The organism is Planococcus citreus (assembly GCF_003664125.1).
Classification (GTDB): Bacteria; Bacillota; Bacilli; order Bacillales_A; family Planococcaceae; genus Planococcus; species Planococcus citreus.
Window position 1 is genome coordinate 635,535 of record NZ_RCCP01000001.1, and the last position, 22,414, is coordinate 657,948.

Sequence of the window (22,414 nt, forward strand, 5' to 3'; positions counted from 1 at the left end):
TGACAAATGCCTAGACAATGTAAAAATTCTTTTGAATTTCGATAAAAAATGGATATTAATCTCTACCCTTCGAAACCCATCTTTTAGCACTAATGGCATAAGTTTTATTTTTTTAATCAAAAAAACAGTTCCTTGTCAAATGGATGACAAGGAACTGCTACAGCAATTAGCACTTATTTACTTAATTCGGATACTGGGGTTGGAATGACAGCTTCGTGAAGAAGGATCTCCAACTCTTCCGTATAACGCGTTTTCTGTTGGGCTGTCCAATTGAATACGCCTGCCATGTAATCCGCTGCAGCTTCTTTATGGGCATGTACCCAGTGGATATCAAAATACAACGCGCCTGTACGGCGGATGAAGAAATCGACCGGCTTGCACACAGCTTCAGATTCGATGCCGTATTGCAGCATTGCATAGACGAGTGGATCGAGATTATGCTCAGCGGCCTCAGCCAATCCATCTGTATAATGGCGCAACACATGGTCGACATTCGCGCCGTAGCGGTTGACGAGCAATTCCATTGCGTCTTCCGTAAGACCGAATTCGGCCGCACGTTTCAAGCGATCGGCTTTGAATGTTTTAAAGCCTTTCGATCCGCCAACTTCCCCGCCGGACAGCGCCATTTTTTTCGTGGATACTTTCTTGAAAGCAGTACCGTATTCCTCTTGAAGTTGCTTGGTGACTAGATCCATGATGCTTTCGCCCATTTTCCGGTAACCGGTGAGCTTGCCCCCAGCGATCGAAATCAAGCCGGAATCCGATACAAAGATTTCGTCTTTACGGGAAATCTCAGATGGGTCCTTGCCTTCTTCGTGGATCAGCGGGCGCAATCCTGCCCAGCTGGATTCGATATCCGCAGCTGTAATCGCCACGTCCGGGAACATGAAGTTAACAGCTTCTAGCACATAGTCGCGGTCTTCCGTCGTCATCGTTGGGTGCGCGATATCCTGTTTGTATACCGTATCGGTCGTACCGACATAAACTTTGCCTTGGCGCGGGATGGCGAATGCCATACGGCCGTCCGGCATGTCAAAATAAATCGCTTGCTTGAGCGGGAAGCGCGATTGGTCAAATACCAAATGGATCCCTTTCGTCAGCTGCAAGGTTTTGCCTTTTTTCGATTTGTCTTCTTCGCGCAATGTGTCGACCCACGGGCCAGCTGCATTGACGATTCTTTTCGCGAAGATTTCGTGGATTGTGCCATCAAGCTGGTCTTCCGCTACCACGCCGACCACTTTGCCATTGTCGTAAAGAAAACCTTTCACTTTCACGTAGTTCATCGCAAGTGCGCCCTTTTCAACAGCTTTTTTCATGACTTCCATTGTCAAGCGCGCATCGTCCGTTTTGTATTCAACGTAATACCCAGCGCCTTTCAAACCATCTTGTTTTACGAGTGGTTCGCGGCGGATCGCTTCTTCACGGGAGAACATTTGGCGGCGTTCGCTTCTTTTAACCCCTGCGAGGAAATCATAGACACGGAGGCCGACGTTTGTGCTGAGTGGGCCGAATGTGCCGCCTTTGTGGAATGGCAGCATCATCCATTCAGGTGTCGTGACGTGCGGCCCGTTTTCATAAACGATTTCGCGTTCTTTGCCGACTTCCGCGACCATCTTCACTTCAAATTGCTTGAGGTAGCGCAAACCGCCGTGCACGAGTTTCGTCGAACGGCTCGAAGTTCCTGCCGCAAAATCCTGCATTTCCACGACGCCTGCACGAACACCGCGTGCTGCGGCATCGAGCGCGATCCCTGCTCCTGTAATACCTCCACCGATGATCAATACATCAAGTGGCGCCTGTTTCATTTGTCCATAAGTTTCTGTACGTCTTAAGCTTGAGAATTTCATTCTTAACCGACTCCTTTTCCAATATATTCCATATTAAAAAGAGAGACCTGTACACAGCCGCAGATTCGCATCTGCTGTACTGGCATGGTCTCTCCTCGTCTCCGGCCATTTATCTCTCGGTGATTAACTTGTAAGTTTAGTTGACGGGCTTGAATGTACGAGTCGCGGCTACCGCATTCTGCCAGCCTGTATACAGTCGCTCGCTTGTTTCGTCGGACATTTCCAGCTCGTAAGTTTTATCAAGCTGCCATTGTGCGGCAATCTCGTCTTTATCTTTCCAGAATCCTGTAGCGAGGCCTGCCAAGTAAGCTGCCCCGAGCGCCGTTGTTTCTTGGATGCGTGGGCGTTCAACAGGTACGTGAAGCAAATCCGACTGGAATTGCATCAGCATATCGTTGCCGACTGCACCGCCATCGACGCGCAAAGTCTTCAATTCAATCTCTGCATCTTCTATCATAACATCTACAACGTCTTTTGTCTGATATGCGAGCGCCTCAAGCGTCGCACGAATGAAATGTGCTTTTGTCGTGCCGCGCGTCAAGCCGAATACAGCGCCTCTCGCATCGGTATCCCAGTACGGGGTACCGAGCCCGACAAATGCCGGCACCATGTAGACGCCGTCCGTCGAGTCTACTTGTTGTGCAAATTGTTCACTCTCCGGTGCCGTCTCGATAACTTGCAGTCCGTCGCGCAGCCATTGAATGGCCGAACCTGCGACGAAAATACTGCCTTCGAGTGCATATTCGACTTTGCCATCGACGCCCCAAGCGAGTGTCGTCAATAAGCCATGTTCGGATTCGACTGCTTTCTCACCGGTGTTCATCAGCATAAAGCATCCAGTCCCGTAAGTATTTTTCGCCATGCCTTTTTCGAAACACGCTTGACCGAACAATGCTGCCTGCTGGTCGCCGGCAATCCCTGCGATCGGCACTTCATGGCCGAAGAAATGATAATTGACGGTATGTGCATAAATTTCTGATGACTGGCGAACTTCCGGCAGCATGCTCTTCGGCACGGTCAGGATATCGAGCAGTTCATCGTCCCACTTAAGATCATGAATATTGTACATGAGCGTACGGGATGCGTTGCTGTAATCCGTGATATGCGTCGAACCGCCTGACAAGCGGTAGACGAGCCATGTATCGATCGTGCCGAACATCAAATCGCCGTTATCCGCTTTTTCCCTTGCGCCTTCGACATTGTCGAGAATCCATTTCACTTTCGTGCCTGAGAAGTACGCGTCGATCAAAAGGCCGGTCTTCTTGCGGAATGTATCGTTCAATCCCTGGTCTTTCAACTCATTGCAGATGCCGTCCGTTTGGCGAGATTGCCAAACAATCGCTTTATAGATCGGCTTGCCTGTATTGCGGTCCCAGACAACCGTCGTTTCACGTTGGTTGGTGATGCCGATGCCTGAAATTTCGGATGGGTCGACGTCTGTTTTGCGCAATACTTCTGCGATGCACGCCAGGACCGAAGTCCAAATTTCATTGGCGTCATGCTCGACCCAACCCGGTTTCGGGAAAAATTGCTGGAATTCCTGTTGGCCTGTCCCGACTATTTCGCCGGCATGGTTCAGCAGGACCGCCCGTGAACTGGTTGTTCCTTGGTCGATCGATAGAATATATTTTTTACTCACTGGAATCTCCTCCGCTAACTTATGAAATGGTTTTTTCTCTTAATTGCTTGGCTTTCACTCGGCCATTTTTCAATTCTACACTGGCTGCCCCGATAAATACCAGGAAGAGCACTGCACTCAATGCAAAGAACGGCAAGCCGAAATCTCCTGTAAAGATCGCTTTATAGAACACTGCCCCATAAATACCGCCAAATGCAGGTCCCACAATCGGCACCCAAGCATAGCTCCAGTCAGATGGGCCTTTTCCTGGAATCGGCAACAAAGCGTGTGCGATACGCGGCCCCAAATCACGAGCGGGGTTGATTGCGTATCCTGTCGTGCCGCCAAGCGACATGCCGATCGCGATAATGAGCGCGCCGACGATCAACGGGTTCAAGCCTTCCGTGAAATCATTGGCCCCGATGAACAACAAGCCCATGACCAAAACGAAAGTCCCGATGATTTCACTGATCAAGTTGGAAAACGGGCGGCGGATCGCTGGAATCGTTGCGAACACAGCAAGTTTCGATTCAGCTTCCTTTGTTCTGTCCCAATGCGGAAGATAGTTGAAGAAGACAATAACAGCACCGATAATGGCCCCAAGAATTTGTGCGGCAATATAAACCGGCACCTGCGACCACGGAAATTCACCGACAAACGCAAAGCCTAATGTGACTGCTGGATTCAAATGCGCTCCCGAGAAATTCCCGACCGCATAAACACCCATTGTTACCGCGAGCCCCCAAGCGATCGTGACGACGATCCATCCTGCATTCTCCGCTTTTGAATCTTTTAAAACCACACCTGCTACAACACCCGCACCAAAAATGATGAGAATCATTGTACCGATCAATTCCGCTAAAAATACTGTCATTTCCTTACACCCCTTTTTCAGATCCTCCGCTTGTATCGAACCTGTCGAATGACAAGGCACGCTTTCCAGCAGAGTTTCCATGTATAATCAAGGACTAGCCACAAAAAATCCGCACCGAACGAAGGCCCAATAAACTGGGCCTTGTCCGATGCGGATCTCTTTTCTCCTGCACGGTCCTTAACTTGTAAAATCAATTTAGCAGTTTTTGAAAACGCTGTCAACAATTAATTGGGGCTTATCTGGGAGTGATGGAAATTGAAAAAATCGGCACGCACTCTTTCTGAAGAGCGATCGCCGATTGATGGGCTTTACAAAATCAGGTATCCCATAGTTCTGGCTGGGATGTCGAGACGGCCTCCGCCCCGCCTTGGTAGGCAAGTTCGATATCTTCCCTTGTGCGGATCAAGCCGCCTGCAATGATGGGGATGCCGGTCCGTTCGTGCACTTCCTTGATGATTGACGGAATGAGCCCAGGCAATAATTCGATGTAATCGGGTTTTACTTGATCGATCAAGCTTAAATTATGTTCGAGCGCATGGCTGTCGAGCAGAAACAATCGCTGGATCGTCGTCAATTTATTTTTCTTCGCAAGAGCGATGACATTGCTTCTTGTCGAGACGATGCCGTCCGGTTTCACTTCACGGACCAAATACTCAATGCCGTAAGCGTCCGTTTTCAGGCCTTGAATTAAATCGGCATGCAAGATCACTTTCTTGCCTGCCTTCTTGGCAGCCGCGACAAGCGGCTTGAGCTGGGCAAGCCGGACTTCCAGGAAAATGATGGTCTCCTGGTCACTGGCAAGCAGCCGTTCAAATTCCTTCAGGTTACGCATGACAGGCACTACGCCTTTTAACTTAACCAACAGATTTTCCTCCTCCGTTAAAAAACAATCTACGGACATTATGCGCCAGCTTCGTTTCCTGCACAACTATTTGCCCCCGGCTTCATTTCATCGGCCGATTGCGATAAAATGGCAGTAATCATCCAAAAGGAGTTGGCGGCCATGCGGGTCAAGAAAGTGCAGAATGTCTATCAACTGGCTTTTATGCCTACAGTATTTCCGGTGAATTGTTATTTGGTCGAAGAACAGGAAGGCTTGACGCTTGTCGATTGCGCTTTGGGTTTCGCAGCCAGGGACATCGCACTGGCGGCAAAAACCATCGGCAAACCGATTACAGAAATCGCGCTGACGCATGCCCATATCGATCACGTCGGCGCACTCGATGCTTTGAAAAAACAGTTCCCTGCGGCGCAAGTTTCCGTCTCGGAAAGGGAAGCAAAAATCCTCTCGGGGGATAAAAGCGCTTCGCCTGAAGACGCGGGCAAACCCGTCAAAGGCGGGATCCCGAAAAATATCCAGACGACACCCGACCGGCTGCTGAAAGAAGGCGACCGGGTCGGGTCGCTCGAAGTCGTCCTGTCCCCCGGGCATTCTCCGGGCTCCATTGCCTTTTTCGATAGACGTTCGGGCGTCCTCATCGCGGGAGATGCCTTCCAGACACGCGGAGGAACCGCAGTTTCCGGGACATTCAAGCCGCTGTTCCCGTTCCCGGCGATGGCGACATGGGACAAACGCATAGCACTCGACAGCGCCAAGAAATTGACCTTGCTGCAGCCGAGCTTTCTCGCTGTCGGGCACGGCCGCCTGCTTGATCATCCTGTGCGCTTCATGGAACAAGCAATCCGCGATGCCGAACAAAAATTAAAACCCTAGCCAACAATGGCTAGGGTTTCTTTCGTTCCAGCTGCTGGCGACCGACGCGCATAAACCAGACCGGCCTCGTGATCTCCGATACTTCCTCCACGCGCCGGACGATTTCAAACCCGACTTTTTCGTAAGCACGGATTGCCGGCTTGTTGCGGATATCGGGATCGGTGACGCAGCACGTCACCGATCCGTCGCGGAACACCACTTCTTCCAGAAAGCGGCGGATGATCGCTTGCCCGAAGCCCTGGCCGCGGTAGGCAGGCCTGCCGATGAGAATATCAAGCCCTGCCGCGCGCTGCAATTCCGTAAACTGTTCGCTGCCCGGATAATCACTCCAACGGAATGTCTGGATATAGCCAATCGGTTCTTCCAGATAATAGATAAGGTATGGTTCAGTGGGATCCTTCCCTTTGATGCTCCCGACAAATTCGCGCACAAATTCCCCGTAAGTTCCATTATAGCTATATCCCCAAAACCGGTTGATCTGTGGCTCTTTCGTGATCCATTCGTAAAGTTGCGGCAAATGTTCCCGGCGCAAACGTTCGAAACTGACATGTTCAATTTGCAAGGCCATGAAGCATCCCTCCCCGTGGTCGCGGCTACTCCCGGTCTTTATCTACCGGCGGCCGCAAATATTCCTTCAAATGCTCATTCGGCAACGAAAACATCGATTCTACAGGCGAATAATTCCCGGCAAGCCGACCGATCGGCGCGAGCTTTTTCGTATCGATCCGTCCCTTGTCATATAATTCATCCTGGATGTGATAACGCAGCACTTTGCCGATGACGAGATGATCGTCGCCAAGCGGAATGACCTGCACCAGCTCACATTCCATGCTGACGGGAGATTCTTTCACGCGCGGCACTGAAACCACTTCAGATGATACAGGCGTCAATCCTACGTATGCGAATTCATCGACGTCCGGCGCGACATGCTCGCCACTTCTCGCCATTTCATTCGCGAGTGGTGCGGAAACGATATTGACGACAAACTCTCCCCGCTCCCGGATATTCGTCAAGGTGTCTTTCACTGTGCCTGCCCTTGCCTCGACCCCTTCACCGATTGAAAAGATCAGCATCGGCGGATTGCGCGAAGCGACTGTAAAAAAACTGAAAGGCGCCAAATTCAACTCGCCGCCCGACGAGACGGATGAGACCCAGGCAATCGGCCGCGGCAACACGCTGCCGATCAGCAGTTTATAATTTTCCTTGCTCGTTTGTTGTGCAGGATCGATGATCACGAATGTCCACTCCCTTTTCTATTCCTCCGAACCGTTCTGCTTCGAATGGTCAATCGATTTTTGAAGCAAATAGCCGAACAATGAGATTCCCGCCAAATACGGCAGGATCATCATGCCGAAACCGGTCCCGAACTCTTCCATAGTTCTCGTAGCTTGAAGATACAGCCCCCAAGCTATGTAAAGTACATACCCGACTGCCACGAAACCAAGCCAGATGTATCGCTTTAGCCACCATGGCAATAATAGCGGCGCCAGCAAAAATACCCCCAATTGGATGTGGCCCATCCATTCATATACAAACTCCACCACTTTCACGCTCCAGCCCTTGTAAAATCATTAACCCCAATCTACAGTGTCGCCTACCCCAGTTTTTCATTCTTTAAGATAAGTTTAAACTTTCGCCATAAAGCAGCTTTAACCCTTTTTATGTGAGTTTTTTCCTGCAAATAATGCAAAATTTTATACAAGTATAGTTTACTATGAACGCAATTATTACGCGCTCCGAATTACTAAAATAGACCTAGAAAATAGGAACGTTTTCTGTTATTTCTGACAATATAGGTTTATAATACAGTTAATAATTAGGGAGGTGTCCTATATGGAATGGGAACGCAAACTCGCCAGGTGGCGGGCGGAAGGGCTTATCGACCAAGAGACGGCCGAGCGCATCCAGGCGTTTGAAACCCGTCAGCCGAAAAAGCGCAAAGTGCCTCTTTTGCTCGTCATCGGCTTGATCTTTTTTGCGCTTGCCGTCTTCAGTTTTATCGCTGCCAACTGGCAAGCCATACCGGCGCTCGCGAAAGTCGGCATGGTCGTCTTGCTCATGTGGATTTTCTATGTGCTCGCTTATTTCTCCGAGAAAAAACATTTTGGCCATCCCATCATTTTTCAGGTGCTTGGATATGTGATGTTCGGTGCGAGTTTAGTCGTGACTGGCCAAACCTTCCATCTCGGCACCGGTTCCAGCATCGTTCCGTGGGCGCTGTTCATTGCCGCCATCGCCCATTTCTTCATCTGGCGCCATGCCGCATTCACCGTATTGGCGTTCATTAGCGGAATCACTATCCTGACATCGGCAGCTCCCGGCATTGGCTTGATCGAATGGCTGCTGTTCATCGCCGTTACGCTCGCTTGGCTGTTCCTGAGCAAAGACGGGCCGATGATGATTTTCAGCTGGCTCTTGTTGTTCGGTTCCGGCTTTCTCGTATGGAGTATATGGGACATCGACAGCCCGCTCGTGCCGATCTGGACTTTGTTCGCACTGACCTTGCTCTTGCTGCTGATCCCAAAAGACAAGCAGAAGCTATTGAGACCGCTTTACTTGATTGTCGGAGGGATCCAGTTGATCGTCTTCCTGGCGATTCGCGGGGAAAGCGATATGGCTTTCGCTGAATTGACCATGCCTGAATCGATCGCTCTTGCAGTGGCAGGGGCAATAGTGCTCGCACTCGCCTACTTCCGCGAACGCCATTTGATGTGGCTCGGCGTACTCGGGCTTGTCGGTTTCATGCTCTTCGATGAAACGGCCATCGCCTTAGCCATCGTCGCGGAATTGACCGCGCTTGCCTATTTGGTCATCGCCCAGCGCCAAGATCAACCGCTCGCTTTGGGCTTCGTCTATTTCATTGTCGTGCAATTCGTCATCTACGTCATTTACGCGTGGGAACGGCTCGACATGTCGCTGTTCTTCCTGATCGGCGCCATCCTGCTGTTCGTGCTATCAGGCATCGCCTGGTGGCTTAACCGCAAGAAAGAAGGTGCAGTGACATGAAGAAATGGCTAATGCCTGTTCTGCAGACCGTCTTCGTCGCATTGCTCGTCGTCAGCTTTTACGCCACTTCCTGGTTCGGTGAGCAATACTTATTGCGTGCTGAACCTTACGATCCGTTCGATCCGTTCTACGGTGAATACGTCATGCTGCAGTATCCCGACCTTGACGCACCTGCTGGAATATCTGACGGCGCCGTCTACTTTACCTTAACGGCAGGCGAAGATGGCTACGCCGTCATCGACCGCATCGAGGAGCGACCGTTCTTCGGCGCCATCAACGGCAGCAAATACGACCGCCGCATCGTCGCCCCACAGCTCGAAAACTTTTACGTTGAGCAAGGCCGCGGCCCAGAACTGGAAGAAGCGGTCGACCTCGAAGTCACCATCGACGTTGCGCCATGGGGCTCCATACGCCCGATCAGCATTGCCCCAAGAGAAGAGTAATAGCATAAACGAAAACCCGGCATATAGCATGCCGGGTTTTCGTTTGGCTTGAATCTATTTTGCAATCAGGAAACAGATTAAGTGCAAGCACATTTCACTGCACTTCACCGAGTACACTCGAGCGTTCTAGCAAGCAGCTTCGGTAATATTGATCCATCTCTTCCCATAAGGCTTCATTGCTGAAATTCTGGCGTACCCATTCCAGGCCATTTGCCCCCAGCTCTTTACGCAGCATAGGATCACTGATCAATTTGTCCAGTTTTCCCATCACATCTTCGTGGCTGTCGGGGTCGACCAAATAACCGGTTTCCCCGTCCACCAAGGTGTCGCGCGCGCCCGTGACGTCCGCTGCAATGACCGGTATCCCCGTCAGCGCCGCTTCCGCCGACACATTGCCGAATCCTTCGCGTTTTGTGAGGAATAAAAACAGGTCCATCAAATGATAAAACGGTACGGGGTCCAATTGGTAATCTTCGTGGACGATATGCGGATGACTGGTGATTGTTTCACGCGTCCACTCGGAAACTGCATCCGCCGATTCGTAATCGCCGACAATGAGCAGCCTTAAATTCGGGTGCTGCCCATGCAGCTCGGTGAACGCGCGCACTGTTTCGTCAATGCCTTTATCTTTCGTGATACGCCCCATTGACCCGAGAACAAGTTCGTCGCCGGTCCATCCATAAGCTTGACGCTTTTCCTCCACACGCCGTTTCATCTCGTCATCCAGTTCAAAGCGCTGCAGGTCGAAGCCATTGACGCTGCCATGCCCGAGAATCTTAATTTTATCGGCAGGCGCAATACCAAGCTCGACAATTTGGCGCTTCAGGCTCGGCGATACTGCAAGCATATGGGTTGAAGACGCTGCGGCGATTTTCTCTGCCATCAGCAAGATCTGCCGCTTGATGCCCCCGGTCGTCTCGAGGCGCAAGCCCAGCACATTATAGATGCGCACGGGCACCCTGCAAAAGTAAGCAGCGAGCGACACGATCAGCCCCGCTTTCGGCGTTCCGGCATTGACGATATCCGGCTTTTCGGAGCGGATGACACGGATGCAGGCGAACAGCGATTCCAAGTCTTGCTTCAAGGCGATTTCACGCTCCATATTGACGTGCAGCACCTTCACTCCCTCTTGTTGTTCAAAGATTTTGGCGTAGCTTCCCTCTGAAGTCAATGCTTTCACTTCATAGCCGTGCGTTTCCAATGTCTTCAATTGCCCTCTCACCAATTGAAGGCTTTGCGCAATGGTCATGGCGTGCAACACTTTCGCTGACATGATGGACCGCTTCCTTTCAAGCCCCTTGCACTGCTTTTGCAGGTGCAATCGGGCTGCCGATTTGTTCGAGTAGTTCCTTCGCGTAATGAGTGGCGTTATTCTTTTTCACGGAAAACACTTTCTCGCTGCCCCGGATCAATTTCGTCAAAACTTCGCGTTCATTGGCGAGTGCCTGGTCGATGTTCAATTCGGGATTGAAGAATTCATACGCCGTCAGCAATGGCGAGCGTAAATAATTGAATTCATAACGGTTTAAGTTCATCAGCTTCTGGAGCGCTACGGCTTCCGTCTGTTCCGCGACATAATCATCGCCGCGCTCAAGAATGGCGACATGCGTCACTACTTGATGGTCGAGTATCGATTGTTCACCAACGTACTCTGTAATCGGATCCGGCTTTTTAAAGCTGATGTATTCCATCACCGGCAATAGTTTATCGACGCGGTTCTTGATCTTCGCGCCCATTCCCTGCTCAACAGTGGAGTAATAGCGGAATGTACTGGTCCACGGCACGGAATGGATCGTTTTGCCGTCTGTGATGGCCAGATCCTCTGCAATGAATTCAGCGCCATGTTCCATGCAAGCCGTCATGCTGCTCAAGGTCTTGCCAGTATCCGGCGGAGCGAACACCGTCAAAGTCGACTCATCTTTCTTGAATGCGGAGCAATGAATCGGCGCATAGCCTTTTCTCAATAGCAGCAATGTCGCAAGGTCGGTCATGATATAGCCGATGGAATGAAGGTTCATGATCCGGTGGGTGATGAGTTTATAATAAGCGCGGTTGACGGTGATTTTCGGCTCGTCTGTCAAAAACCCTTCTGCGCGGATGCGCATGCGGCCTTTGCCGGCGTAATTGCGTGTGTAATAGATTTTGTCCGCTCCTGGCGTGCCGCTGAAATAATGGTATTTCCCCATCGCTTCGTGTTCAGCATCGTCATTGAATTCCCTTAAATCGACCTGCATGCGGACCACGCAGCGCTCGTATTGTTCCCTCGTGCCTTCCGGGACATTATGGCCATATGACCAGCCGAAATTTTTGATGTTCGTTTTGACTCCGAGCACTCCAGCAGACGCAATATAATAATATGTTTTCAAATGAAACTCCCCTTTGTTTTTGATTTTCCCCGCATGACCTGAACCCTTAGTTCAATTCGCCGGCTGGTACCAGCGATTCGCTGAGGCAGTTTTTATAGAAACTGTCCAGCTCTTTCCATAACACCTCGTTGCTGAAATGGGTGCTTGCCCATTCCCGACCGGCTTCCCCAAACCGTGCGCGCAAACTGTCGGATGCTATCAATTTGTGAATCGTTTCCGTGATTTCCTTTAAGTTCCCAGGGTCCACCAATAAGCCGGTCTTCCCGTCCACAATCGTATTCCGTGCACCCGTGACATCGGAAGCGACGACCGGCAGCCCACATAAAGCCGCTTCGATCGACACATTGCCAAAACCCTCACGTTTCGTTAGGAATACGAAAATGTCCATCAAATGGTAATACGCTACCGGATCCGGCAGAAACCCGGTCTTGATGATTTTCGGGTTGTTCTCGATTTCCCATCTCACTTCTTCTTCCACCGGGTCATCGTCTTCGTAATCGCCGACGATGAGCAATCGCAGCTGCTCGTTGTCCAGGCTTAACAGCTTGAAGGCGGCAACCAGTTCATTGACTCCTTTGTCTCTTGTCAGCCTGCCGACAAACCCGAGAACGATATGCTCTTTGCTGAGTTTATAGCGATGGCGCAGTTCATTTCCGGCTGCCTCAATTTCAGGGGTGCTCTGGAATCTCGCTACATCAAATCCGTCGCCGCTGCCTTTTCCGAGCACGCTGATTTTTTCTTCATCGGCGATGCCGAATTCGATCGCCCGCTCCCGCAAACTGTCCGATACCGCCAAACAGTGAGTCGCAGAAGACGCAGCAATTTTTTCCATACTCAACAACAAACTGCGCTTCCATCCCGCAGTCGTCTCCATTCTCAAGCCCCTCATCGTATAGATTCGCACGGGCACCCGGCACATCCGCGCCGCCATAGTGACGACCAGGCCAGCTTTCGGTGTGCTGGCATTGACGACTAACGGGCGCTCCCGGCGAAATAACGTGATGCACCGGGCAAGCGATTGCAGATCGCGGAGCGGCGAAATGCCCCTGTCCATCGACAGTTCAAGCATCTCCACTTGTTCACTTGCCCGAAACTCCTCGTAGCCAGGGCCTTTGGAGCTCAATGCTTTCGGCTCGAATCCACGGGTTTTCAAATAGCGCAATTGGCCATCCATAAAGCTCAAACTTTCCGAAACAGTTACGGCGTGGATCAGTTTCATTGTCATGGCATTACCCTCCGCTCAGCTTTTTTCATAAATTTCTTCTGTCCGGAACACTTTGACCACCGTCTGCATCAAGATGTACAAATCGAGTCGCAAGCTTTTGCGGTTGATATAATCGATATCGATGTCAATTTTTTCGTCCCAGCTTAAACTGTTGCGCCCGCTCACTTGTGCAAGGCCCGTAACACCCGGTTTCACCATCAGCCGCTGCTTCTGGTAATCGTTGTAATTGTCGGTCTGGTCGGTGACAGTCGGGCGCGGCCCGATGAATGACATATCGCCTTTGACGATGTTGATCAGCTGGGGCAATTCATCGATGCTTGTTTTGCGGAGGATGTTGCCGATTTTTGTAATGCTCGGATCGCCGTCGAATGGATCGATGCGATTGCGCTTCTTATCCCGCCCGTGCTCCATCGTCCGGAATTTATAGATGGTGAAATGCCGTCCGTAAAGTCCGCCGCGCTGCTGCTTGAACATGGCAGGGCCTTTCGACTCCAGGCGAATCAATAAGGCGACTGTTAACAATAATGGCGATAAGACCAATAACATCAAAGTGGCAATAACGACTTCCAGGAACCTCACCGCTGCGTTCGAGCGCTTCGGCCGTTTTTTCTCTTCACTGAAATCTCCAACAATCATGGGCTGCCCCCTCCTCACATTCTCCATAAAGTCACCTTCTCCGGTTTCTCATTCCGTTCAAGTATGCTTTTGACATCAAAGACATAGCCTTCCTTGCCTTCCAGCAAACGCTCGAATAATTTCCATCCTGTTTTTCGGTAAGCTTCATGCGGTACCGCAAGTATGACCGAAACCGCTGGAAGCAGTTCCTCCTGTTTTGTCAGCAAAACGCCTCCCACGCATTCCGCCTGGCCCAGTTCGAGCCTGGCATCCGTGACTTGGACATCCATGCCGTATTCCTGAAGCTCCGAGACGAGTTCGAGCACCCCCGTTTCCGGCACTTCGCTTGTCCCGTCTTCTTTCGTGAGGCCAAGCACCGTGATGCGCGCTTCGTGGATGATGACTTCGTTCTGGATCAATTTCTTGATAATCCGCTGTGCCACTTGCCTCCCTTTCTGCTCGCCTTTGCACCAGAATTGGCCCACTCCATGCCATGGCACGGGATTGTCTCCGAGGAGGTCTGGTTCGAATTTGATGAATCCCCGCTTCGTATTGGCGGTTTCCAATACATCATGCGTATCGATTCCCTGCTGGTTCAAGGTCAGCGCAACTTCATTCATCAATGCGATATTCACTTCTTTTTGGGCGATTTCGAGCAATTGGGCGGCTTCTGCGACACGGATCGATTTCGCTTTGTAAATGCCCCCGTCATGGATAGGTTCGAATAAATCTGCCAGATAATCGGTGACGGGGCCGCTTTGCCCTGCAATCACTTTGCGCATTTTCGCAACCTTGCCTTGCGGTTCACTGCCTTGCCATCTGGATGGTGCGAAACCGACGAAAAATTCCTTTCCGGCGACAAAACCTGAATGCTGCTCTATCAAGGGGATGCAAATTTCTTCGGTTGTGCCAGGGTACACCGGGGCTTCAAAAATGAGCACCGAGCCTTTTTTCATATGCCTCCCGACAATCCGGCACAACTCCGTAAGCGCATCCAAGGTATAGGCGGGGCGCTTCGATCCGGTCATCAGGAGGATGCCGGCATCAGCCAGTTCGCCGGCTTGATCGGTAAAAGCAATGCCTTTTTCATCGAATCTTGCTCTTTTGGAGCGATCCGGATCAAATACGATGACCGGATAAACCGTGCCGAACGTTGTTGCCGCAAGCAAGCTTGTTTCCCCGGCCCCAACAATTGCGATTTTCAAGTTTTCCATCATGAGCCCACCTTCTCCCCCTTTTTCCCCGTCCATTTCATTTTGGTGAATTCCAGCAATTGCTTGCTATTCGCTGCTCCGAACGACAGCAATAATAGCGGGATGATTTTATTGCGGTGCCGCATCGCCGTTCCGGCACTTTGCGTCCCGTAGGAATAGATGAAAACGGTCATCCCGATCACCAGCAAGATGAATATTTTCGTGCGCACCGGCATTTCACTCCGGAACAGGCCATAAAGCGTAGCGCCGATCAGGAACAAATAAACGGTGGAATCAAACAAGAAGCTGACAATGTCCCCGACTCCCCGCCAATCGAGCGGCAGCGGCGAAAACAGGAAGTAGAACATTTTGAGCGGCGCAACGAGCAGTGCCGCTATCCCCGATAATCCACTGAAGCTTGCCAGGTAGACTGAACCGCCTTCAGCGAAAATCTCGTAATCGACCGTTCCGCCTTCTTCCGTGACGAATTTACTCAAGAAGACATCTGAGTTCTGGAAAACGAGGAATGCGATGCCGCCGACAAACAACAAATAGATGAGAGGCGTCGAAATTTTCCTGCCCATCTTCCCGCGCTCCAACCAGACGAACGAGGCGATATAGACGAGCAGCAAGCCGATCATGCCGGTGTGGAACATCATCGCCAGAATCGACAACACCACAGCCCAGCCGAACTGGAGGAACGAGCGCTCCCCGATCCAGCGCAGGAAGTAATAAAGCGAAACCGTCGTAAAGAAAATGATCAGCGCTTCCCGAAGCAGGATGCTCGACATGAAAATACTGTTCGGCATAAGCGTGAAGATGAGCAACGCGATAAAGCTCAATTTCTTCTCGATCTGCAAATAGTTCAGTGACTTGAAGAGGAACACGGCCGAGAATACCCAGCAGGCGATATTGAGGAATTGCGAGTAAACCCGCTGCTCCCCGATCATGTAGTAGAGCCCTGACAGAAACGGCACATATACCGTCGAAGTCTGGTCCAGCGGATATTGCCCGTTAGCCACCATTACGGAAACTTCATGGAAGTATTCCGTATCCGTGCCGCTCGAGAAAATCCCGATCGACGGAACATACAAGTCGATGAATAAAATGACCACCCGCACCGCGAACCCGGCAAAAATGACGAACAGCCATTCATTCTTCAAATTGCGGTATAGATACAACGAAATGGCGACGATTCCTGTAAAGACGAGAAGCATCCCATATCCATCACCTGCCGGAAGAAAATCTTTGATTAAAAACGTTGCCAGAATCTGTATCACAAAAAATCCAAGTACATAAATCATGAACCCCCACCCCCTTCTTTCAACGTTTCGCCAATGCCATCAATCGCGACTTGTAGTAGGCGATATCGCTCAATTGCAGCGCCCACAGCATCGCCGCATAAACAATGACCCCCGTCAATACGCCGATGAACAATGCCGGAATATCGCCCACTGCCAGTAAGGAAACCGTGAATGCCGTTCTTGCCGCGATGCCCATGACGATTGCGGCGAATATGCCTTTCGCCAAGTCGACCATAAGCCGCCGACTGTCGAGCGAACCGATTTTCCGGACCAGCGATGCATACAACAGCACCGTACTGACGATTGCCGCGATGCTGGTCGCAAGCGCCAAGCCGTTCAGCCCGATAACGCGTGATAGCACCAGGTTCAATGCGACATTCAAAAACATCGCGCCGAATGCGTTGATCATCGGCGTCCGTGAATCTTCCAAGGAATAAAACACTTTCGACAACACTTCACGCAGACCGAAACCGAGCAAGCCCAGCGCGTAGAAGAACAACAAACCCGTCGTCATCGCAATGGCACGTTCCTCGAACGCCCCGCGCCCGAACAACAGCTCCGTAATCTGCCGGGCAAAAATCATCATGCCGACCGCAGCGGGAATGACAATCAACGACACCGTCGTAATGATCTTGCCGACGACGCCTTTCAATTCCTCCATATTTTTCCTCACAGCCAATTTCGAGATTTTCGGGAACATCACTTTCACGACCGCCAGCACGAAGATGGCTTGGACGAAGAATACGATGCGGTGCGCATAGGTCAATGCGGATATCCCGCCTTCCGCCAACTGCGAAGCGATCGTCCGGTCGACCAGGATATTGACTTGGTCAGCCGATACCCCGATGATGACCGGAATCGCGAGCATCATCATCTGCTTCAAATCACGGTCTTTCAGGTTCAGCACCATTTGATGGCGATAGCCGCTTTTGCGTATTGCCGGCACCATGTACAGAAACTGCACGATGACCGCAATGACCGTTCCGATGGCAAGCATCATGATGTCCATTTTCGAACTGACCACAATCGTCGTGATCAGCAGCACATTCAGCGGCAAGCCGCTCAGCACCGTCGGCAGGAATCGGTCCTTCACTTCCAGATAGCTGGTGAAAATGAAGATCAGGGCGGTGAAGTAGAGCGTCAGCGAAATGATCCGCGTGAACAGCACCGCGATGCGCAGCGTCTCCCCTTCGAACCCGTAAGCGAATAGTTTGACGATCGGCACCGGGAACACCAAGAGCAAGATGACCAACACCGTTGACAACAGCATGACCGCGTTGGTGACGTTCGCTGTAAAGCGCTCTGCCGCTACATCGCCCCGCTCTTCACGGATTTTCGTGTAGACCGGGATGTAGCTCGCGGCGATGCCCATGCCGATAAACGCAAAGAACACTGTCGGGATATCGGTCGAGATCAAGTAGGCGTCGGTCAATCCATCGGCACCGTAGAAAAACGATAGGAAGATATCCCGTGAAAAGCCGAGAACTTTCGTGATGATGACGACGAACATGATGGCGATGACTGTTTTTTCCATAGTTTCAACCTCTTTTGCGTTCATTCTGGAAGCCAAGATCCGCTCCCGAAGCAGTGATGCAGCATATCATTTGATCCGGCCATCTGTTTGCGGCGGCGATCCTCCTTAGAATTTGGCGCGGACGGAATCCTGTTGTTGTTAATCCTAGGGGGCAGAGGTTAAAAGAGGGTTAAACTGTTTAGGTGTTTTGAAAAAGCTTTGGATAATTCGAAATATTTTAATAGAGAAGATTGCAATCGGAACTTTTATGTGGAGGAGATTGCGCTTGAAGGGGACGCTTGGGACCGGTCATGCAGATGATGAGACAGGACTTCGTCATTTTGAATATGAATAATAGAGATAGTGGAAGAGACTTCGCTTCAAGGGGACGCTTTCTGAGGGGGCCGGCTTCAGCCGCTTCCCTCGCTAGCGCTCAGTCCAGGGCACCTAGTTTCTCTGTGTTCGAGCATCACGAGAAAACCGTTGCTCCCACATCTGCTCAACCCTCACTATGTTCGGGCATCGCACAAAAACATTTGCTGCACAGATGCGTCGCAAATGAATGGACTCGGCTCCCCCTCGCCATCCATTCGCCCCTTTCCGCTTCATCTCTAGTTTTAGAATGGACGGCATGCTTTCTTCCATTGGTATTTGCGTCAATAATTTTATACATCCTTCCAAGATAAAAGGTGAAAGTTATAACATCTTTATAATTGCTATATCCAAATAAGCGTCTCCCACTAGTGGATGAATATAAGAAAAAGATGCTTCATCACTCAAAAGCATCAATGAGATCTATTAGCCGAACCGCGCATATGGGCGAGCCGACGCCATAAGACAAGTGCCCTTCTTGGCTTATGGCTAAAGGCCAGCCCTAAGCGGGACGCGGCTGCTTCGTGATGAAAAGATCGACAAACCACTCGTCTCACTCACAAGCCTAAATAAGCATCATCCACCAGCGGATGATCACGAGAAAATAACATACTTCGTCAATTAGCGAATTCAGTAGAATGTAAAAGCCGAACCGCGCTCACGGGCGAGCCGGAGTAATGAGACAAGTGTTCTTCTTGGCTCATTGCGGGAGGCCAGCCCAAAGCGGGAGGCGGCTAACTGGTGAAGAATTATCTAAAGGCATTCCACTTCTCTCGCCAGTCCGACTAAGCATCACCAGCAAATGGATTAAATTGATGGATAGAGATATGCCATCTCGCTAGCTAATCCAGCTAACCTTCCCGTTACCCAAAGATTTTCAGCAACATGACAATAAAAAAAGCCCGCAAAAAATGCTGCGGGCACTTTGGGATTTCATAAAGTTTCATACGCTGCTCAATTGCTTGCTGGCATTCGCCCGGTATGCGGGGAAGAATGATTCCGCCGCATTGGCTCTGGACTTTTTGCAGAGCTCTTCATAAATCTCGGCGTTCCAGATTTTCCGGCCGGTATAAAAGCGGAAGCCCGTATGCTGGCCGAACTTTTTCTTGAATTTGTAAAGTGGATCTTCCTCGTCGTTTGTCCGGCCGCCCCCTGCATGGATCAGCTTGACGCCGTTCTCTTTGCCCCAACGCACAGCGCCGTATTGCAAAACGTAGATCGGCGACAGTTGATGGAAATCGTGGATAGTGCCCGAAAGATGCGTGTGCAAAATGCCGTCATACAGAAAGTGCAGCTCTGCAGCGATCACTTGCCCGTCATAAATGGCTTCAGCCAAAACAATTTTATCGGCGAATTTCAGCAGGCAGCTATCGAAATACGTATCATCAAAGAAATAATAGGAATCGGCGTGGACGCGGCTCATCGTTTCATAGTAGATTTCCTTGAAACGGCCCAGGTCGCTCGGCGCAACGGTGATGCGGCACGTAACGCCTGCATTCAGCGAACGGCGCAAAGTTTTTCTGGCGGATTTTGAAAACTCGGACGCAACCGGATCGTCGAAGCCGTCGAGTGTCGTCCCGACGGTTTCACGCTGGAACGTGACATCGTAGCAATTGGAAAAGTCGCGAGCGTTGTCGAAGATCGGATGAAAGCGGACGAATTCGCTAACGATGCGTTGGTCCTTGCAGTATTCACGGAAAGCATGCTCAAAAGCACTGACCAAATCGGAATGGCACCCTGTCGCACAGCGCATGATCCGCGGGCCGCCGTAACCATAAGGTGTGATGGCGTCATACCATCTCTCCCCATGCACCATCATCGGAATTTCGCGTTTGATAAACAGATGCCTGATTTCGCCGTATGCGCTTTGGAACACGAATTCCTCGCATACTCCGTGCTCCATCCTTTCGTAAAGCTTGCCGTAAGCTTCTTCAAAAAACAGGTCATTCAATGGATCCACTTCCTTTCATCATGTGCCGCCCTAGACACGGCTCGCTTCCAAATGCTTTTTACAGCGGTAAGCCGGGAAATACTCGGTCGCTGCATCGGCCGCATTGAGTTCGCATAATTTCCTATAGATCGGCTTGTTCCATATTTTCTTTCCGATATAGAAGTCAAATCGGGTATTCTTGCCGAACTGCCTCTTGAACATCAGCAAATTATCATTCGGGTCGTTAGTCCTTCCGCCCCCGTCATGAATGAGCCGATAACCGTTCGCTTTTCCCCAAACCGTCAGTGCATATTGCAACACGTAGGCAGGATAGGCGTGATTGTAATCGCTTAAAGTCCCTGACAGATGCGTGTGGAGGCGGTCTTCGTAGGCGAAGTTCAACCCCATGCCTATCACTTGCCCATCATAGATCGCTTTTGTCAAAACGATGCGGTCGGCAAAATATTTTAGGCATTCCGTGAAATAATCTTCCTCGAAATAATAATAGGCATCCGCATTATTGCGGTTCATCGTTTCATGATAGATGTCTTTGAACTCGCCCAGGCTAACGGGATTTTCGATGATCTCGTAAACCACGCCTGCCTCAAGCGCTTTGCGGATATTCTTGCGTGTCGATTTGGAAAACTCACTTTGAACCGGGTCCTCGTAAGCCGCCAGGTTAGTCCCTACCGTCTCGCGCAAATAACGCACCTCATAGCAATCTTCAAAATCCAAGGCATTGCCGATGACCGGGTGGAACCGGACGAACTCACTGACAATGCCGTGTTCCGAGCAATAGTCCCCGAAAGCTTGCTCGAACGCCTCCACCAATTGGGCTTTTCTTCCTTCTGCACATTTTTTGATGACCGGCCCTCCATAGCCATACGGAGTCACAATGTCGAAATATGGTCCACCTGTTACGGGAATCGGGATCTCACGGCGGATAAACTGATGACGCACACAGCCAAGCGGATGTTCAAACTCGAACACTTCGCACCGGCCATTCTCGATCACTTCGTACAATCGGCCGTAATTTTTTTCGAAAAACAAATCCTTCACATGCTAAACCCCATTTCTGCTTATGTTGTTTGTGCCTGCTCCCCCTCTGTTTTCTCTCTGTCAGACCTCGCTCGCCTCTTTTACCGGCCGTTTCCGGTATGCTGGAAAGAACTCATCCCCTACGGCAGTGTTCGCTTCTTGGCAAAGCTTTCTGTACACCTCTTCATTCCATATTTTTTGGCCGCTATAGAATGAAAACTTAGTATGGTGGGCAAATTGCTGTTTAAACCGAAGCAGGTTATCGTCCGGGCTATTTGTTCGCCCGCCTCCACCGTGGATGAGCTTGATGCCATGCTCTTTAGCCCACAAGACCGTAGCGTACTGCATGATGTAAACCGGCGATAGATGATGGAATGCTTCATATGTTCCGGACAAATGCGTATGGATCAGATCGTTGTAGACAAATTGCAATTCCATGCCGATCACTTCGCCCTCATACAGTGCTTCGACCAGCAATAATCTCTCCCCGAACGACTCGAGCAATTGAGTGAAATACTTTTCACTGAAGTAATAGAACGAATCGGCATGATTGCGGTCCATCGTCGCAAAATAAATCCGCTGGAACTCCCGCAGGTCGCGTGGCCCAAGCGTCACCCTGAACTCAACGCCATCACGCAGCGCTTTGCGGATGTTCTTGCGGGCAGAAGCGCTGAACTCCGCTTCAACCGGATCGTCATAGGCATCGACCGTGGTTCCGACCGTGTCGCGCAGGTAGCGTACTTCGTAGCTCTTTTCGAAATCCTTTGCATTATCGAGCACCGGATGGAACCGGATAAATTCACTGACCACGCCTTCTTCTTCGCAATACTCAGCGAATGCTTCCATAAACGCGGATGCCAGCTCTTCCCGATGTTCCGGTTCACAGCCCGTCATCAACGGCCCTCCATATCCGTAAGGCGTGACGATATCGAAGTAACGATTAGACCCGAGCAATATCGGAATCTCCCGCTTGATGAACAGATGCCGGACACGCCCGAGCGAATGATTGAACTCGAATATTTGGCAAACGCCTTTTTCTATTTCTTCGTACAACTTTCCATAACGCTCATCGAAATAAAGATCCCCCATCATCTTTTCCTTCTTTCTCGTTGTAAGTTGCGAATACTTCCCCCCAATGCCTGGTGGAGTTCCTGCCATCGCATGCACTCCTTTCCAAATGAAACCCTTCATTAGCCCCTATCCTAAAAGGCCTAGGTTAAAGACAGGTTAAACAAGCCTGGAATTTTTTTAATACTTGTATATAGACAAAATCGCCCGAAAAGGGGACAACATTCTTTGCGAAAATGAAATAATTTACTTAATATAGGAAATATAGAACTTTCAAAGAAGAGGTGC

Annotated in this window: 20 protein-coding genes; 3 read left to right on the top strand and 17 right to left on the bottom strand. The window is 50.5% G+C overall.

The genetic code is table 11. From position 1 onward, the window contains the following. Positions 1-173: 173 nt before the first annotated feature. From DFR62_RS03260 to DFR62_RS03275, 4 genes are all read right to left on the bottom strand, one after another. Positions 174-1,847, bottom strand: a complete 1,674-nt coding sequence (locus DFR62_RS03260; protein WP_121298033.1) for a glycerol-3-phosphate dehydrogenase/oxidase — start codon at positions 1,845-1,847, stop codon at positions 174-176. A gap of 136 nt (positions 1,848-1,983) precedes the next feature. After that, entirely contained in the window at positions 1,984-3,486 is a 1,503-nt protein-coding gene (gene glpK / locus DFR62_RS03265) for a glycerol kinase GlpK (protein ID WP_121298034.1), read from the bottom strand. 19 nt (positions 3,487-3,505) lie between these two features. After that, positions 3,506-4,339, bottom strand: coding sequence for an MIP/aquaporin family protein (locus tag DFR62_RS03270; protein WP_121298035.1), 834 nt, complete (start codon positions 4,337-4,339; stop codon positions 3,506-3,508). A gap of 316 nt (positions 4,340-4,655) precedes the next feature. Next, positions 4,656-5,201 (bottom strand): glycerol-3-phosphate responsive antiterminator, encoded by a 546-nt coding sequence (locus DFR62_RS03275; RefSeq protein WP_101190877.1) that lies wholly within the window; start codon positions 5,199-5,201, stop codon positions 4,656-4,658. Positions 5,202-5,342: 141 nt separating this feature from the next. On the opposite strand from DFR62_RS03275, the gene DFR62_RS03280 reads away from it, so the two are divergent. Then, positions 5,343-6,053 (top strand): MBL fold metallo-hydrolase, encoded by a 711-nt coding sequence (locus DFR62_RS03280; protein ID WP_121298036.1) that lies wholly within the window; start codon positions 5,343-5,345, stop codon positions 6,051-6,053. Between the two features lie 10 nt (positions 6,054-6,063). Here the strand turns inward: DFR62_RS03280 and DFR62_RS03285 are convergent, their stop codons facing one another. From DFR62_RS03285 to DFR62_RS03295, 3 genes are read right to left on the bottom strand one after another with little or no spacing between them, the layout of a single operon-like run. Further along, positions 6,064-6,621, bottom strand: coding sequence for a GNAT family N-acetyltransferase (locus tag DFR62_RS03285; RefSeq protein WP_121298037.1), 558 nt, complete (start codon positions 6,619-6,621; stop codon positions 6,064-6,066). 25 nt (positions 6,622-6,646) lie between these two features. After that, entirely contained in the window at positions 6,647-7,288 is a 642-nt protein-coding gene (locus tag DFR62_RS03290) for a flavin reductase family protein (RefSeq protein ID WP_121298038.1), read from the bottom strand. Between the two features lie 18 nt (positions 7,289-7,306). Then, positions 7,307-7,594: a hypothetical protein gene (locus DFR62_RS03295; protein WP_135449573.1), complete on the bottom strand. Its 288-nt coding sequence runs from the start codon at positions 7,592-7,594 to the stop codon at positions 7,307-7,309. A 292-nt stretch (positions 7,595-7,886) separates the two neighbouring features. On the opposite strand from DFR62_RS03295, the gene DFR62_RS03300 reads away from it, so the two are divergent. Further along, entirely contained in the window at positions 7,887-9,059 is a 1,173-nt protein-coding gene (locus tag DFR62_RS03300) for a DUF2157 domain-containing protein (RefSeq protein ID WP_121298040.1), read from the top strand. Beyond that, the gene (locus tag DFR62_RS03305; RefSeq protein ID WP_121298041.1) at positions 9,056-9,502 is read left to right on the top strand and encodes a GDYXXLXY domain-containing protein; all 447 of its coding nucleotides are present in this window, start codon (positions 9,056-9,058) and stop codon (positions 9,500-9,502) included. The genes DFR62_RS03300 and DFR62_RS03305 overlap by 4 nt, the downstream gene beginning before the upstream one ends. A 94-nt stretch (positions 9,503-9,596) precedes the next feature. Here DFR62_RS03305 and DFR62_RS03310 read toward each other — a convergent pair whose 3' ends face one another. From DFR62_RS03310 to DFR62_RS03355, 10 genes are all read right to left on the bottom strand, one after another. Beyond that, positions 9,597-10,775, bottom strand: a complete 1,179-nt coding sequence (locus tag DFR62_RS03310; RefSeq protein WP_121298042.1) for a glycosyltransferase family 4 protein — start codon at positions 10,773-10,775, stop codon at positions 9,597-9,599. A 16-nt stretch (positions 10,776-10,791) separates the two neighbouring features. Next, a complete protein-coding gene (locus DFR62_RS03315) occupies positions 10,792-11,868 on the bottom strand; it encodes a hypothetical protein (RefSeq protein WP_121298043.1) in 1,077 nt (358 codons plus the stop codon). A 46-nt stretch (positions 11,869-11,914) separates the two neighbouring features. After that, entirely contained in the window at positions 11,915-13,093 is a 1,179-nt protein-coding gene (locus tag DFR62_RS03320) for a glycosyltransferase family 4 protein (protein ID WP_121298044.1), read from the bottom strand. Between the two features lie 15 nt (positions 13,094-13,108). After that, positions 13,109-13,729: a sugar transferase gene (locus DFR62_RS03325; protein WP_121298045.1), complete on the bottom strand. Its 621-nt coding sequence runs from the start codon at positions 13,727-13,729 to the stop codon at positions 13,109-13,111. Positions 13,730-13,743: 14 nt separating this feature from the next. Beyond that, positions 13,744-14,922 (bottom strand): UDP binding domain-containing protein, encoded by a 1,179-nt coding sequence (locus DFR62_RS03330; RefSeq protein WP_167456514.1) that lies wholly within the window; start codon positions 14,920-14,922, stop codon positions 13,744-13,746. Continuing rightward, a complete protein-coding gene (locus DFR62_RS03335; RefSeq protein WP_121298047.1) occupies positions 14,922-16,205 on the bottom strand; it encodes a hypothetical protein in 1,284 nt (427 codons plus the stop codon). The genes DFR62_RS03330 and DFR62_RS03335 overlap by 1 nt, the downstream gene beginning before the upstream one ends. Before the next feature lie 19 nt (positions 16,206-16,224). Continuing rightward, entirely contained in the window at positions 16,225-17,739 is a 1,515-nt protein-coding gene (murJ, locus tag DFR62_RS03340) for a murein biosynthesis integral membrane protein MurJ (protein WP_167456515.1), read from the bottom strand. Positions 17,740-19,033: 1,294 nt separating this feature from the next. Beyond that, positions 19,034-20,050, bottom strand: a complete 1,017-nt coding sequence (locus tag DFR62_RS03345; protein WP_241663146.1) for a GNAT family N-acetyltransferase — start codon at positions 20,048-20,050, stop codon at positions 19,034-19,036. 21 nt (positions 20,051-20,071) lie between these two features. Then, positions 20,072-21,079 carry a GNAT family N-acetyltransferase gene (locus tag DFR62_RS03350; RefSeq protein WP_121298050.1) on the bottom strand — a complete coding sequence of 336 codons (1,008 nt, stop codon included), beginning with the start codon at positions 21,077-21,079 and terminating at the stop codon, positions 20,072-20,074. Positions 21,080-21,139: 60 nt separating this feature from the next. Continuing rightward, entirely contained in the window at positions 21,140-22,216 is a 1,077-nt protein-coding gene (locus tag DFR62_RS03355) for a GNAT family N-acetyltransferase (RefSeq protein WP_244201650.1), read from the bottom strand. Between the last annotated feature and the right edge of the window lie 198 nt (positions 22,217-22,414).